The 14806-nt window shown below is 66.3% G+C and carries 16 protein-coding genes; 2 read left to right on the top strand and 14 right to left on the bottom strand.

Annotated elements, in window-relative coordinates; genetic code table 11:
* Nucleotides 1-4: 4 nt before the first annotated feature.
* The 8 genes from QRQ56_RS27605 to QRQ56_RS27570 all read right to left on the bottom strand — a co-directional run bounded on the left by QRQ56_RS27605 (nucleotide 5) and on the right by QRQ56_RS27570 (nucleotide 7223).
* A complete protein-coding gene (locus QRQ56_RS27605) occupies nucleotides 5-742 on the bottom strand; it encodes an ABC transporter ATP-binding protein (RefSeq protein WP_438744336.1) in 738 nt (245 codons plus the stop codon).
* Nucleotides 735-1520 carry an ABC transporter ATP-binding protein gene (locus QRQ56_RS27600; RefSeq protein WP_438744335.1) on the bottom strand — a complete coding sequence of 262 codons (786 nt, stop codon included), beginning with the start codon at nucleotides 1518-1520 and terminating at the stop codon, nucleotides 735-737. The genes QRQ56_RS27605 and QRQ56_RS27600 overlap by 8 nt, the downstream gene beginning before the upstream one ends.
* Nucleotides 1517-2491, bottom strand: a complete 975-nt coding sequence (locus tag QRQ56_RS27595) for a branched-chain amino acid ABC transporter permease (RefSeq protein WP_438744334.1) — start codon at nucleotides 2489-2491, stop codon at nucleotides 1517-1519. The genes QRQ56_RS27600 and QRQ56_RS27595 overlap by 4 nt, the downstream gene beginning before the upstream one ends.
* Nucleotides 2484-3374, bottom strand: coding sequence for a branched-chain amino acid ABC transporter permease (locus QRQ56_RS27590; RefSeq protein WP_438744333.1), 891 nt, complete (start codon nucleotides 3372-3374; stop codon nucleotides 2484-2486). Before QRQ56_RS27590 ends, QRQ56_RS27595 begins: the two co-directional genes overlap by 8 nt.
* A gap of 1 nt (nucleotide 3375) precedes the next feature.
* A complete protein-coding gene (locus QRQ56_RS27585) occupies nucleotides 3376-4275 on the bottom strand; it encodes an NAD(P)-dependent oxidoreductase (protein WP_438744332.1) in 900 nt (299 codons plus the stop codon).
* Between the two features lie 4 nt (nucleotides 4276-4279).
* Nucleotides 4280-5029, bottom strand: a complete 750-nt coding sequence (locus QRQ56_RS27580; RefSeq protein WP_438744331.1) for an SDR family NAD(P)-dependent oxidoreductase — start codon at nucleotides 5027-5029, stop codon at nucleotides 4280-4282.
* A 92-nt stretch (nucleotides 5030-5121) separates the two neighbouring features.
* Nucleotides 5122-6327, bottom strand: coding sequence for an ABC transporter substrate-binding protein (locus QRQ56_RS27575; protein WP_438744330.1), 1206 nt, complete (start codon nucleotides 6325-6327; stop codon nucleotides 5122-5124).
* Between the two features lie 83 nt (nucleotides 6328-6410).
* Nucleotides 6411-7223, bottom strand: coding sequence for an HpcH/HpaI aldolase/citrate lyase family protein (locus QRQ56_RS27570; RefSeq protein WP_438744329.1), 813 nt, complete (start codon nucleotides 7221-7223; stop codon nucleotides 6411-6413).
* A 110-nt stretch (nucleotides 7224-7333) separates the two neighbouring features.
* On the opposite strand from QRQ56_RS27570, the gene QRQ56_RS27565 reads away from it, so the two are divergent.
* Nucleotides 7334-8032 carry a GntR family transcriptional regulator gene (locus QRQ56_RS27565; RefSeq protein ID WP_438744328.1) on the top strand — a complete coding sequence of 233 codons (699 nt, stop codon included), beginning with the start codon at nucleotides 7334-7336 and terminating at the stop codon, nucleotides 8030-8032.
* Nucleotides 8029-8604 (top strand): cysteine hydrolase family protein, encoded by a 576-nt coding sequence (locus QRQ56_RS27560; RefSeq protein ID WP_438744327.1) that lies wholly within the window; start codon nucleotides 8029-8031, stop codon nucleotides 8602-8604. Before QRQ56_RS27565 ends, QRQ56_RS27560 begins: the two co-directional genes overlap by 4 nt.
* Nucleotides 8605-8778: 174 nt before the next feature.
* Here QRQ56_RS27560 and QRQ56_RS27555 read toward each other — a convergent pair whose 3' ends face one another.
* The 6 genes from QRQ56_RS27555 to QRQ56_RS27530 are packed head-to-tail and all read right to left on the bottom strand — an operon-like array spanning nucleotide 8779 to nucleotide 14761.
* On the bottom strand, nucleotides 8779-9795 hold the full coding sequence (locus QRQ56_RS27555; RefSeq protein ID WP_438744326.1) for an ABC transporter substrate-binding protein: 1017 nt from the start codon (nucleotides 9793-9795) through the stop codon (nucleotides 8779-8781).
* A 38-nt stretch (nucleotides 9796-9833) separates the two neighbouring features.
* Nucleotides 9834-10625, bottom strand: coding sequence for an ABC transporter permease (locus tag QRQ56_RS27550; RefSeq protein WP_438744325.1), 792 nt, complete (start codon nucleotides 10623-10625; stop codon nucleotides 9834-9836).
* Nucleotides 10622-11449, bottom strand: a complete 828-nt coding sequence (locus QRQ56_RS27545; protein WP_438744324.1) for an ABC transporter ATP-binding protein — start codon at nucleotides 11447-11449, stop codon at nucleotides 10622-10624. Before QRQ56_RS27545 ends, QRQ56_RS27550 begins: the two co-directional genes overlap by 4 nt.
* A 50-nt stretch (nucleotides 11450-11499) precedes the next feature.
* Nucleotides 11500-12351, bottom strand: coding sequence for an FAS1-like dehydratase domain-containing protein (locus QRQ56_RS27540; protein WP_438744323.1), 852 nt, complete (start codon nucleotides 12349-12351; stop codon nucleotides 11500-11502).
* A gap of 23 nt (nucleotides 12352-12374) precedes the next feature.
* Nucleotides 12375-13565, bottom strand: a complete 1191-nt coding sequence (locus QRQ56_RS27535; protein WP_438744322.1) for a CaiB/BaiF CoA transferase family protein — start codon at nucleotides 13563-13565, stop codon at nucleotides 12375-12377.
* The gene (locus QRQ56_RS27530) at nucleotides 13562-14761 is read right to left on the bottom strand and encodes a CaiB/BaiF CoA transferase family protein (RefSeq protein ID WP_438744321.1); all 1200 of its coding nucleotides are present in this window, start codon (nucleotides 14759-14761) and stop codon (nucleotides 13562-13564) included. Before QRQ56_RS27530 ends, QRQ56_RS27535 begins: the two co-directional genes overlap by 4 nt.
* Between the last annotated feature and the right edge of the window lie 45 nt (nucleotides 14762-14806).

Below are 14806 nucleotides of genomic sequence, written 5' to 3'. Positions count from 1 at the left end.
TCCCTCATGCCGGCGCCGGCTGGCCCGCGCCGAGATAGGCATCCACGACCTCGGCCCGGCTTGCCGCCGTCGCAAGATCCGCCGCGCTGCGATGGCCGACGATCGCGCCATTGCGAACGAAATAGAGCTCGTCGGCAACCTTCATGGTCATGCGGAAGTTCTGCTCGACCAGCATGATCGCGAGCCCGGTATCCTGCTTGATGGTGACGAGGCGCTCGAACACCCGGCGGATCAAGAGCGGCGCCAGCCCGAGCGACGGCTCGTCCAGCAACAGCAGGCGCGGCGCGCTCATCAGGCCGCGGCCGATCGCCAGCATCTGCTGCTCGCCGCCGCTCAGCATCCAGGCCGGCGATTTGAGGCGGCCCGCAATCTCGGGGAACAGCTCCAGCATGAGGTCACGCCGCTGCCGCTGCGTGCGCGCATCGAGGAAATAGCCGCCGAGCAGTAGGTTCTCGGCAACCGTGAGCGAGCCGACGACCTGACGGCCCTCGGGCACATAGACGATGCCGCGGCGGACGCGCTGCCGCGCCGCGAGCGCGCCGATGTCCTCGCCGGCAAAGCGCAACTCGCCTTCCGCCGGCACGAGGCCCGCAATGGCCTTGAGGATGGACGACTTGCCCGCACCGTTGGCGCCCAGCAACGCCACCACGCCTTTTTCCGGCACCGAGAGCTCGACATTCTCGACGGCGCGTGCCGCACCGTAGCTGACGCAGAGACCACGTGCGGACAACAGCTCAGTCATCGGCCTCGTCTCCGAGATAGACGCGGATCACGTCCGGATGCGCGCGGATTTCGGCCGGCGTGCCGCTCGCGATCATCTTGCCGAAATTGAGCACGTAGATCTGCTCGCACAGCTCCATGATCAGGTCCATGTCGTGCTCGACGACGAGCAGCACGAGATCGGGCCGCATCAGGCGCTTCAACGCGCGCATCAGATCGCGCGTCTCGACCGCATTCAGACCGGCCGCCGGCTCGTCGAGCAGGATCGCCCTGGGCTCGCAGGCGACCGCGCGCGCGATCTCGGCAAGACGCAGCGTTCCCGGCGGCAGATCGGACGGTTTCTCATGCGCGGCAGAGGCGATGCCGAGCTCGTTCAGCGCCGCCATGGCGCGCCGTTCCGCATCCCGTTGCTCGGCCCGCTGCGCCGGCGTCGGCACGAAGGCGCTGAACCAGCCGGACCGCCGCGTCAGGGTGAGACCCACGAGGACATTTTCCAGCAGCGACAGCTCGGGACACATCGCCAGGTTCTGGAAGCTGCGCGTGATGCCGCATGCGGCGCGCTGCGCGGGGCCGAGGCCGTTCAGCGGCGTGCCGGCAAAGCTGCTGCGGCCACGCTGGCCCTGATAGAGCCCGGTGAGACAATTGAACAGGCTGGTCTTGCCGGCGCCGTTCGGTCCGATCAGGCCGGTGACCACGCCGGGCCGCAACGTCATCGACACGTCGTCGAGGACGTGGAGCCCGCCGAAGGAGAGCGAAATGCCCTCCGCGACCAATCCGTCGCTGGTGACAGCTTCCATCATCGCCGGATCCCCCGCGGCAGGAAGCGGCGCAGATCACCGGCGTTCGCCACCAGCGTCACGACGACGAGCGCGACGCCGTAGAGGATCGGGACCCAGTCGCCGGCTTGCGCGAGATAAGTCGGCACCAGCGTGATGAAGGCACCGCCGACGAGCGCGGCCGGCAGCGACAGCCGAGTGAGGCTGACGACCGATCCGACCAGCAGGAAGACACCGCTGAAGAAGGTGAAGCTGTTCGGAGAGACGGTCGAAGAGGCAAAACCGGTCAGCGCGCCGGCGAGCGCGGCAAGAGCGGCACTCAGGGTGAAGATCGATATCCGCGCCCAGCTTCGCGTGATCCCCATCGCTTCCGCGGCGCGCGGCTGGGCTTGCGCCATCAACAGCGCCAGCCCCTGCGCCGATTTGCGGAAATGCGCGAGCGCGAGACAAACCAGCACGAGCACCGCGAGGGCGACATAGTAGCGCTGCAACGCCTTGGGAATGCCGGGGACCAGGTCCTGCGCGATGTAGAGCCCTTCGAACCCGCCCGTGAATTTTTCGAAGCCGATGAGAATTTCCGGCAGCGCCAGCGCAAGCGCCATGGTCGCCACCGCAAGATAGATCCCGGACAGCCGGCGCGAGGGAAACGCGAAGACGAAGCCGGCGCCCGCGCCGAGCAGAACCGCCAGCGGCAGGCTCACCACGATCGAGAGGCCGAGCCGGTGCTCGACGATCGCCACCGCGTAGGCGCCGAGCGCAACGAAGAAGCTGTGCCCGATCGACACCTCGCCGCCATAGCGCACGAGCATGCTGACCGACAGCACCGCCAGCGCGTTGGCGAAGCACAGCGACAGGCTGTAGATCAGGAACCCGCCGGCGAGCAGCGGCGCCAGCAACAGGACCGCGACCAGCGCGAGCATGGCCAGCCGCACGACGTCGACATAAGCGCCGCGGGCGGACACGTCGGCCTTGGACGCCTGCGCGAGATCAGACACGGCCACCGATCGCCCTTTCCAGCAGCCCGTTGGGGAAGAAGTTCAGCGTCAGCAGGATCACGCCGAGCAGGAACGTGTTCATGAACTCGGGCGCGACGTAGAACGAGAACAGGTTCATGGCGATGCCGACCAGAATGCCGCCGACGGCAGCACCCGGCAGGCTGGAGAAACCGCCGACCACGGCCGCGGTGAACGCCTGCAGCATGAAGGACGGCACCGTCGTCGAGCTGAGGAACGTCGTCGGCACTATCAGCAGTGCGGCGATGAGGCCGAGCACGGCGCCGGCGAGCCAGGAGAACAGGTGCACCGAGCGCAGATTCAGCCCGCAGACCTCGCAGGCAAATGGATTGGTCGACACGGCGCGGAACGCGACGCCGAGCCTGGTACGCTCGATGATCACGAACAGGCCGCCGACGACCGCGAGCGTGACGGCGAGGACGGCGAGATCGTAGGAGGAGACGCGGATCGCGCCCAGGCTGAAGCTGTAGCGCGGCACCGGCAGGTCGAGATTGACGATATCGGCGCCGAACACGAGCTGCACCGCGCCTTGCAGGATCAACCCGACGCCGAGCGTCGCGATGGTGGAGGCAAGGTCGGACTTGAAGACGATCGGCGCGATCAGGGCATAGCTGACCACCGCGACCGTGCAGGCGACGCCGAGCGCCAGCGCAACCGCGCTGCCCCAGGACAGGCTCAGCAGGCTGCCGCTGGAGAAGCCGTAGACGACGAAGGCGCCGAGACAGGCGAGATTGCCGTGCGAGAAATTCACCACGCGCGAGCTCTTGAACACCATGACAAGGCCGAGCGCGCCGACACCGTAAAGACAGCCCGAAATCAGGCCGGACCACAGCAGCGGCAGGATGTCCCTGATGAATCCCGCCACGTCACTCCTGCCCTTCGCCGGGCGTGCCACCCTTCTCGATGAACTCGATGACGCCGGGGAAGTAGCGGCCCGAGAGCCCCTGCTTGCAGGCGGCGGCGTAATAGCGGCGCGCGAGCTCGGCGACACCAGGCCGGATGCCCGTGTCGGCGGCGAGCTGAAGCACGTAATCGAGATCCTTCAGCACGTATTCGGGCGGAAACGCCTTGTCCGGGAAATTGCGCGGCAGCATTGCCTTGGTGCCGTGATTGCGCAGAACAAAGCTGTCGCCCGAGCCCTTCGACACCGCTCCGAGCAGCGTTTCGGGCTTCACGCCGGCCCGCTCGCCCACCACCATCATCTCGGCGAGCGCGAGCGTGTTCTCGAACACCAGCGCATTGTTGATCAGCTTGACGACCTGGCCGCAGCCGACCTCGCCGCAATGGGTCACGTCGGACCCCATATAGCCGAGCAGCGGCGCGATCCGCGCGAACACCTGCGCTTCGGCGCCGACCATGATGCTGAGCTCGCCGCGCTGCGCGGCCTCCCGCGTGCGCGCCACCGGCGCATCGGCGAAGTGAAATCCGCCCGCCTTCAGCCGGTCGGACACGCTGCGCGCGAGCGCAACCGGCGTGGTGCTGAGATCGACGATGGTCGTTCCGGGCCTTGCGGCTTGCGCGATCGCGCTCGCGACCGCCTCCACCTGCGGTCCGCCGGGCAATGACAGGAAGATCAAGTCGGCGGCGGCCGCAAGTGCCTCGAGTGAGCTTGCTGCTTCCGCCCTGGTGTCGGAGAGGGCCGCAACCGCCGCCGCATCGCGATCCAGCATCAGCACGCGGCCGGAATGTTTCTTCGCCACGTTGCGGCACATGGGCCCGCCCATGACGCCGAGGCCGACGAAGCCGATGGTTTCTGCTGTGCTCATCGCATCAATCCATCAACATGCCGCCGTTGACGTCGAGCACCGTTCCGGTGATCCAGTTCGACGCCGGCGAACAGAGGAACAGAATGCTCTGCGCGATGTCCTCGGGCTGGCCGAACCGCCCGAGCGGCACATTGCCGTTCGCCGACGGCGCGGCACGGCCCGTGACCGTCGCCCACATCGGCGTCTCGACCGGGCCCGGCGCGATGATGTTGGCGTAGACGCCCTTGCCGGCGCCATTCTTGGCAACCCATTTCATCAGGCCATGCACGGCCGATTTCGCCGCGACATAGGCCGGTCCCGACGCGACGCCGCCGATCTTGGCGGCGATCGAGCCGAGCGCCACGATCTTGCCGAAGCCGCGCTCGGCCATGACCGGATAGAGCTTCCGGACGGGATTGACCGTGCCCATCAGGTTGACGGCGAGGATCTTCTCCCACTCCTCGTCGGTCGATTGCGGCAGCGGCGTGTTGGCGATGGTGCCGGCGCAGAGCACGAGGATGTCGATCTTGCCGCGCGCCTTCAGCTCGTCGTCGATCAGCTTCTCGACCGCAGCCCTGTCCGTCACATCACAGCGGCGATAGTTCGCCCCGGCGGGAAACTTGCCGCCGTCTTCCACGATGTCGGTGGCGATAACGTCGGCGCCGGCTTCGCAGAAGGCGGCAACGACGGCACGGCCGATGCCGCCGGCAGCTCCCGTGATGAGGGCAGTTTGTCCGTCGAGGCGCGAGGGGCCGCTCAGAGGCGATCCAGCCATATGGTATTTTCCTTGTTCTTCTTGGTAAGGATCCGGCAGTTCAGCGAGCGGCGGGCGATCGCGTCTTGCGATCACCCGCCGACGCGATCGACTCAGGCCGGCTTGGCGTCGAAGGCCACGGCCGGATAGGGCTTGAAGTCGCGCACCATGACGAAGGAGCCCTGCGCCTGCAGGATCGCCTCCTGGCGCGTGCCGCGATGATCGGAGCCGGTGAACGTCACCTTACGCGCACCGCCGACCGAGGCGTTGTTCAAGGTATTGCCCGCCTCGATCAGATTGGCGCGCGTGATCGGCTTGCCGCTGTCGACCAGCGCACCGAAGATGCTGCCGAACAGCGCGGCATTGCTCCAGCCGTTGAGGCCGAACACACCGACCGGATCGTTCGGATAGTATTTCGTCACGGCTGAGCGATAGGCCTTGATCTCGGGCTCGGCACTGTCGACCGGAAGCAGCCAGGACGAGAAGTAGACGCCGTTGAGCAGATCGCCCGTCAGCTTGTAGGTGGCGGGATCGGCCGTGAAGAACGGCGCGAACCAGGTCAGCTTGACGCCCTGGCGGTCGGCCGCCTTCAGCGCCGCCGCAAGATTGGCGTTGGAGCCGAACAGGATCGAGGCGTCGGCCTGCGCATTTGCGACGCGGCGGATATGCGGTGTGAAATCCGTGGTCTTGACCTCGAACGGCACCGATTCCGCCGGTGTCAGCTTGTTCGCCTCCATGAAGAGGTCGAAGCCGCGCTTGGCGGAGCGGCCGAGCTCGTCGTTCTCCCACAGCAGCGCGATCTTCTTGAGCTTGAGATCGTTGACGGCGAATTCGGCATTCGAGGCCGCCGACCAGCCATAGTCGGGCAACAGCGGAAAGATATTCGGCACGGCGAAGAAGGCGCTGGCGCCGCCGATCGGGCCGATCATCGCAAGGCCGTTCTCCTTGGCGTAGGGAATGACGGCGACATTGGTCGCCGTGCCTACCGCCGCGACGAGCGCGAAGATGTGGCTGTCCTCGACGAGGCGCCGGACCGCGGCGACGCTGCGGGCGGGATCATAACCGTCGTCGAGCGTCACGTAGTTGATCTTCCAGCCCTTGATGCCGCCGGCCTCGTTGACGCTCTTGAAGTAGGCGTCGGCCGCGTGGGTCAGGATCGCGTAGAACGGGACAGGCCCCGTGATCGGGGTAAACCCGCCGATGGTGATGGTCTTGGCAGCGGCATCGACGCCGATCTCGTCGGCGAGCAGCGGGCCGCCCGGATAGGCCGACGCGAGCGCGGCGGCGCCAGATAGCTTGAGAAAGTCACGCCTCTTCATAGGCCCTCCCCGAGATCTGTTTTTCTTGTGCAATGATCCTTAGCGGCCGGAACCCGGTCGGTCAACATAAAATGCATTATGCATTATATAGAAGTTTCCGCCGCTCCCGCCAGGATCAGCTCGGCGCGGCGGATCACCGGCGCGTCGATCATCTTGCCGTCGAGCGCCACCGCGGCGCCCTGCCCCTCCTTTGCAACCTGCATCACCCGATGCGCCCAATCGAGCTCGTCGGCGGTCGGCAGGAAGGCTTCGTTGACCAGCTTGACCTGGGCCGGATGGATGCAGAGCTTGGCACCGAAGCCGAGCGACTTGGTCCGGCCGACGGCTGCGCCGAAGGCGGCGGGATCGGTCCACGAGGTCGTCACTCCGTCGATCGGCGGTGCCAATCCGGCCAGCCTGGACTCCAGAACGATTTGCAGGCGGACGGGATCGAGCTCCCCCGCCGTTTCGGTGATCCCGGCATCGACGCCGAAATCGAGATTGCCGAAGGCAAACTGCGAAACCAGCCCACTCTTGCCTATGCTGCGCAGCTCGGCATATCCCCGCACGGTTTCGATCAGCGCGATGATGTCGCACTTGCCCTCCACCAGACAAACCAGTCGATTGAGAGCGCCGGGCTCGGCCTTCGGCAGCATCAGCCTGGTCACGCCGGCACTGCGGATCATCTCCATATCGGCGGCAAAGAATGGACTGTCCGCGCCGTTGACGCGGACGATCGCATCCGCCCGCCCGCTCCACGCGGCGATGGCGCCGCGGGCTGCACTCTTGTCCCCGGGGGCCACCGCGTCCTCGAGGTCGAGGATGACCCGGTGAGCACCCGACATCAGCGCCTTGTCGAAGCGCTCGGGCCGGTTGGCGGGGACAAACAGGAACGATCGGGACAAAGAGCTGGACATCGGGCGACAACCTCGATTATGCATTATGCATTATCGTTTGTACTTCTATCCTCCCTGATGGCCCGCGTCTATGGTAGCCGCGGCAAATCGGTCGGGGGCTGCGGCATCAAATGGAATATCGGACGAAAGAGGAACAGGTCGCCGACTACCTCCGCGAGGGCATCATCTCGGGGCGGCTGCCGCGCGGCGTCCGGCTCAAGCAAACCGAGATCGCGCAGGAATTGAAGATCAGCATCACGCCGGTCCGCGAGGCGCTGAAGCTGCTCGAAGCCGAAGGCTACCTGTCCAGCGACTCCTATCGCGGTGCCACGGTCGCACCGTTCGACGTCGAGGCCTCCACGGAGATCCTGAAGCTGCGGATCACGCTCGAGACCCAGCTCGTCGAGAGCGCGGTGCGCAACATCACCTCCGAAGAGATCGCCGAGCTGCGCGAACTGGCGCGACAGTTCGAGGACGCCGCGCTCGCCAATGACAGCACCGCGGCACGCGGCATCAACTACCGCTTCCACCGCCGCATGTATGATTTCGCGCGGCTGCCGAAGACGCTGCATTTCGTGCAGGTCTTGTGGGCGCAATATCCGTTCGACGTCATCAACCGCATCGGCGGCCGGGCCGTGCGCGCCGCCAAGGAGCACAATGAACTCCTGAAGAACGTGATCGAGGGCGACGCCGCCAGCGCCATGCTGACGATGCGCCAGCACATCGAGACCGGCTGGACCGAGCTGCGCAACAGCATGCCCGCGCGAGCGGACACCGGCACCAGGTCCAAAGGCTCTGAAAACAAGAACTCTGAGAAGGAGACGCTATGAAGCCGATGCTACTCGTCATGGACATGCTGAACGACCTCGTCCATGAGAATGGCGGCGGAGCCAAGACCTATGTGCCGCTGATGAAGGAGCGCGACGTGCTTGGCCGCACCAAGGCGGTCATCGCCAAGGCGCGCGCAGCGGGCGCGCTGATCGGCTATGTCCGCGTCGGCTTTTCGCCCGATTACCGGGAGTGTCCGCCCAATTCGCCGATCTTTTCCCGCGCCAAGGCCGCCGGCATGTTCAAGCTCGGCACGTGGGGTACGGAGGTCCATCCCGAGCTGGCGCCGGAAGCGAGCGATTTCGACATCGTCAAGCATCGGGTGAGCCCGTTCTACGGCACTTCGCTGGAGCCGATCCTGCGCGCCCATGGCGTGACCGATCTGTTCCTGAGCGGCGTTTCGACCAACGGCGTGGTGCACACCGGCGCGCGCGAAGCCCACGACCGCGACTATGCCTGCACGGTGCTGGAAGACTGCTGCGCCGGCGGGACCACCGACGAGCACGACAGTGCGCTGCGCTGCCTCGCCCGCTTCGCCGCGATCAAGAACAGCACGGATGTGAGTTTCAGGTGATGCTATCCTCCTTCTCCCCTTGTGGGAGAAGGTGGCGCGAAGCGCCGGATGAGGGGTATGTCTCCGCAAACAAGCATTATCGAATTCGCGGATAAGTACCCCTCACCCGTCACGCCGCTATGCGGCGTGCCACCCTCTCCCACAAGGGGAGAGGGTACGCTGGCGGCACATAACCTACGCCCCCAGCCAGCGCGGATCGATCGCCTGGCGGTAGGTCACGCCGCGCACGGCATCGCTGAACTTCAGCTCGAACTCCATGTTGTGCGCGAACTGCTGCTCGGACAACGTCGGCGGCACCGACACGGTGGTGCGCTGATCCGAGACCGTGCGCTTGATGAGCGCTGTGTCGGTCTGCTGGAAGTAGCGATCGTGCAGCATCTGGCCGGCCGCCTCGGGATCGCTGCGGATCAATTCCGATGCCCTGGTCATGCCACGGACCAGCGCTGCGGCGGTCTCCGGATTCTTGTCGAGAAAATCCGGTCGACCGCACAGGACCGTGTAGAGGAAATTCTCGATACCCGGCACCTCGCCGTGCGACGGGCGCGCGGCCCATACCGCGAGCCCCTCCTCCACCGCCTGGTTATTCGCGGGCGCCGTGGTGTTGAAGCCATCGATCTGGCCGGAGCGCAGCGCCAGATACATCTTGTCGAGCTTGACGACCGTCAGGCTCACATCCTTCTCGGGATCGAGCCCACCGAGCGACAGCAGATAGCGCCAGATCTTGTCGGTGCCGCTGCCGCGGCCGGAGATCGCCAGCGTCAGGCCCTTCATGCGGGCCATGCGCTCCTTCAGCGGCATGTCCGGCACAAGACCGATCTTCTCGGCAGTTTTCTTCGCGATCACCACGTCGCTCGCATATTGCGACATCAGCGGCGCGAAGGCGTTGATCTTCTGGCCCTTGGCGACCGCAAGGATGACGTCGCTCATCACGAGACCGGCCACGTCGACGCTGCCGCCGAGGATCGCCGCCATGCTGTTGGTGCCGCTTCCGGTGTCGATCAGGGAGACGTCGAGGCCCGCATCCTTCATGTAGCCGGCCGCCGTCGCGACCAGCAGCGGCAGATAGGCGAAGGTGTAACCGCCGATCGCGATCGTCACCGGCTTGGCGGCGCCCTGCGACAGGACCGGCGTGACCGAGCCGGCCAACGCTCCCACCGCGATAGTTCCCAACATCGTCCGGCGCGTGATCATGATGTCCTCCCTCTTGTTCTTGTTGCCGCAAGGTCTCCTCAGCGCCAACGGAAGATCCAGCTCTCCAGCCGTCCAAGCGCTTCGTTGAGGAGGGTGGTGACGACCATCAGGGCAAACAGCGCGGCGAACACCCCGGCGGTATCGAGCTGCCCGGCGGAATTCTGCGTGAGGTAACCGATGCCCGCATTCGAGGCCATCATTTCGGCCGCGACCGCGCCGACGAAGCCGTAGGGCAGACCGAGCTTCAATCCCGTGAACAGCCATGGCAGCGCGGACGGGAAGATCACCATGCGCTGGACCGCGAACCGCCCGGCGCCCATGGTCCGCAACGCATCGACCATCTTCAGGTCGACCTCGCGCACGCCGCGCAGGGTCGAGAAGAACACCAGGAAGAACACGCTGATCGCCGCGAGCACGATCTTCGGCGCGAGGCCAATGCCGAACCACATGATGAAGAGCGGCGCGAGCGCGACCTTGGGCACGCCGTACACAGCCGTGACGAAGGGATCGACGGTGCGATGCAGGATGTCGCTCGCGCCGATCATCAGCGCGAACAGGACACCGGCGGTCGCTCCCAACACGAAGCCGGCAGCGGTTTCCTTGAACGTGATGAGCAAATGATAGGCGAGCTGCCCGCTCGCGGTCCACTCCACCAGCGTCTTGAGAACCGCCGCAGGGCTGCTCACCCAGAACGGATCGAGCAATGTGCCGGATGCGGCCTGCCATGCAGTGAGCATCACGATCACGAAGACCGTACGGTAGAGCCACACGCGGCCGGATTGGCCGAGCATGGGTTCAGCTCGCGTATCGGACAGTGCCTCTGTGCTCATGACATTCGCCTCGCCGGCGGTTCGAGAGCGGCCCAGAGCCGCCTGTAATGCTCTTCGAAGGCGGGATGGAAGCGCACCTCATGCACCTCGCGCGGCCGCGGAATATTGATGGGCTCGTCGAGCCTGATCTGGCTGGGTCGCGGCGAGAACACCAGGACGCGATCGGCGAGGGTGATCGCCTCGACGATGTCGTGGGTCACGAACACCACCGTCTTGCGCCGCAACGACCACAATTCGAGAAGCTCGGCCTGAAGCGCCAGCTTGAGCTGGGCATCGAGCGGTCCGAACGGCTCGTCCATCAACAGCACCGGCGGGTCGTAGATCAGCGTGCGGGCGAGCATCGCGCGCTTGCGCATGCCGCCGGAGAGCTGGCTCGGGTAGTGACGTTCGAAGCCGTCGAGACCGACCTGCGCGATCAGCTCGTGCACGCGGGCGGCGATCTCCGCGCGGTCGACATTGCGCAGCTCGAGCGGCACCGCGATGTTCTGCTCCACCGTCCGCCACGGCAGCAGGCTGTCATGCTGGGTGAGATAGCCGATCCCGGTGTTGATGGCGCCAACCGGCGCGCCCTCACACAACACCGACCCCGTTGTCGGCCGGTCGAGGCCAGCGAGCAGATTCAGCACGGTCGACTTGCCGGAGCCGCTGGGGCCGACGATGGCGAGAAACTCGCCGCTCTGAAGCGAGAGGTTCAACCCGCTGAGGACGTCGACGCGACCACTGCGCGAAGAAAAGGTCTTGCCGACGCCGCGCAGCTCGACCGCGGGCGCGCACCGCGCCTCGCCGCCTTGCACCGGGACAACAGAAAGATGCGCCGATCTCATCGCCCTCGCCTCCGCCGTTCTTTCTTGTTTCCTGGACCGTCGCGAGGCGTTCAGACCTCTGCGGCAGCCTTCATCGCCAGCGCACCGCCCGGTCCGCTGGCCCAGAGGTCGAGCGTGCGCCCGTCCCCCTTTCCCTCCAGCTGGAACGGCGAGCTCACGAACAGCGGCGAGACGCCCCTGAATTCGAAGGATTTGAGCTTCTTGCCGGCATGCTTCTCCGCGAAGCCTTGCAGCAAGGTCGCGGTCAGCGGGCCGTGCACGACGAGGTCGGGGTAATTCTCCTCGGCTTGCGCGTAGGCCTGGTCGTAGTGAATGCGGTGGCCATTCGACGTCAGCGACGAATAGCGGAACAGCAGCACCGTGTCGGGCCGAACCTCTTCCGACCACACGCCGTCCTGGGGAGACGGCGTGGCCGCAGGCGCCGGCGATCCCGGCGCGGCCGCCTCGCGATAGACGATGTCCTGCTGCTCGGTGACGCAAAGCGCGCCGTCGCAGGAAATGCTGTGGCTGACGGTGACGAAGACCAGCTTGCCGGCGCGGCCGGATTTGGCCTCGACCTTCAGGATCGTGCTCTCGCGAACACCTTCGCCGCCGATGGTCAGCGGCTTGTGGTAGGTGAGCCGCCCGCCGGCCCACATGCGGCGTGGCAGGGACACCGGCGGCAGGAATCCGCCGCGCTTTGGATGTCCGTCCGTGCCCAGCTCCTGCCGCGGCACGAGGCGATTGAAGAAAATCCAGTGCCAGCCCGGCGGCAGGTCCGCGCCGGCGGCGTGATGTCCTTCCACGCCGAGCGCGGCGGCCAGCGCAGCGACGCGGTCCGGCGCGATCCGCTCGCGGATCGTTTCCGTTCGGCCTACCCAGGCCTGCCAATCCTCGTCGGCCAATGCGGTGCTCTCGCTCATGACGGCAACTCCACTTCAAGCGTTCAGTAAATCACCTGCTGGTCGATCAGCGTGTCGCGGTCCTCGCGGCTGAGGCCGAGCAGCTCGCCGAATACGTAATCCTCATCCTCGCCGAGACGCGGCGTGCCGCGCGTCATGCCGACCTCGGACTTCGAGAAGCGGATCGGCGCCTTCAGCGCAGCGCGCTCGCGGCCGGTCGTGTCCACGACATCGACGACCGTCCCGCGCTCGCGCAGATGTCGGTCGTGAGCGATGTCCTCCATGTTGCAGGAGACGTGGGCGGCGATGCCGGCGGCCTGGAGCTTCCGCTCGGCCTCACCGGCCTCGCGCGTCATGGTCCAGTGCTCGACCTCGCCATTCAGCACCTGCCGGTGCATGTGACGGCTCGCTTTGGTCTGGAACCGCGGATCGGACAACAGATGCGGCGCATCGATCAGCTTCGCCAGCCGCCGCCATTCGTCGTCGGTCCCGACGGCAATGGTCAGCCAGCGATCCTCTTCGCGGGTCCGGAACACGCCATGCGGCGCCATCCGCAGATGGCCATTGCCGATCCGCGCCGGTTCTCCGCCTGCGGCGGCGAACAGCAGGGCTTCGCCGACCAGCGAGCAAGCCACCTCGCGCGCGCTGACATCGACATGCCCACCGCGCCCGGTCTGGCGCAGCCGATACACCGCAGCCACCGCCGCCATGGCCGCGTTCATGCCGACGCTGTGATCCATCACGTGCCGCATCTCGACCGGCGGCCCGTCCTCATAGCCGGTGAGATAACCGAGCGCGCCCCAGGCGCCGAACAACGGCGCGTAACCGGCGAAATGAGAGTCCGGTCCGCTCTGGCCCGAGGACGAGACCGACACCATCACCACCTCAGGCTTCAGCGAGGCGAGCGCGGAATAGCCGAGGCCGAGGCGCTCCATCACGCCCGGGCGAAAGCTCTCGCAGACGAGATCGCTGACACCGACGAGCTTCTTTGCCAGCGCGATACCCTTGGCGTCCTTCAGATTGATGCGGATCGAAAGCTTGTTGGAGGCAACCTGGTCGAAGCTCGCCGGACCCATCCGGCCGTAAACCGGATGCGGCTTGCGGAAGATGTCGGGGCGCGCCGCGCTCTCGACCTTGATGCACTCCGCGCCGAGCTGCGACAGAATGTGCGTGCAGAACGGCCCGGCCGCATGCAGCGTGAAATCGGCGATGCGAACTCCGGCAAGCGGCTTCATGAGACCTCCGCGGCAATGGCCGGCCGTTCACGATGGCGCCTGGCCGAGAGCAGGTGCTGATGTTCGCCGAGCCGGGGCGGCCCGCTTCGCAAGGCCAGCGCGGCGCCGTCGACGTGAAACGGCGCCGACAGCACCGGCAGCCGGCCGGCGCCGGGAATCTCGACCGGTTGAAACAAATTTCGCGCGGCCTCATGCGGACCGGACAGCACTTCGGCGGGGCTGGCATATTTCGCCATGGGCACACCGAGCGCCTGGGCTCGCGTGACGATGTCCGCGGTCCGCTGCTCGCGTGCCCAGGCGCGAATGGCACGGTTGATCTCCGGGCCGCGCCGGCTGCGCTCCAGCGAGTCCGAAAGCGCGGGATCGAGCATCCAATCGGGACGCCCCATCAGCTCGATGAGGCCGCGCCACTGCCGCTCCTCGAGCGTCAGCAGCTCGACATAACCGTCGGCGCATTCGAGCACGCCACCGTACTTGAACGAACGCGTGCTGCGGTGCTCCAGCGAGCCGTCGCCGAGGCGCTGCAGCGCGAACGCGCCGACCGCGAGCGTCGCATCCTGGATGGAGACATCGACGCTTTCGGCGCCGCCTTGCGCGCGGCCGACCAGCGCGGACAGCGCACCCAGCGCGGCGACCACGCCGCCCTGATACTCCGCGAAATGACCATAGACCTTCAACGGCGGTCGTTCGGGAAACAGCTCTGCGGCAAGGCCGTTGGGCAGCAGAAAGCCCTCGCCGGACGCGTGGATCAGATTGATCTCCTCGGCTCGCCAGTCGGCCTTCGGTCCGAAGGCGCCGAAAGGCAACACCGAGACATCGATCAGCTTCGGGTGGCGGGCCCTGAGCGTCTGCTCATCCAGTTCGAGATGTGCGCGCTCGTCGAGGCGGAGATCATGCACGAGGACATCGGCCTCCGTCAGCAATGCGGACAGTCCCGCCCGTCCGGCTGACGTCGTCAGATCGCAGGTGACGCTCATCTTGCCAGCCGCCAGAAACGCGAACAGCGCGCTCGCTTCATGGGCCGGCGGAAGCAACGGCGGCTCGCGGCGAAGAGGATTGCCTTCCGGCGGCTCGACGAGGATTGTTTCTGCGCCGAGGACGGAGAGCAGCCGGCCGGCATGGCCAGCCGCAACGCCGCGCGATATCTCGACGGCAATGACGCCCGCAAGCGGAGGCGCAACAGCCTCGTCCGTCATGGCAACGCTTCCTCTTGTTGTTCTTGGTTGGGTCCGAAGCGTGGC

It is taken from the genome of Bradyrhizobium sp. U531, assembly GCF_051710265.1.
In the GTDB taxonomy this organism is placed as follows: Bacteria; Pseudomonadota; Alphaproteobacteria; order Rhizobiales; family Xanthobacteraceae; genus Bradyrhizobium.
This window is presented reverse-complemented; position numbering and strand designations above follow the sequence as displayed.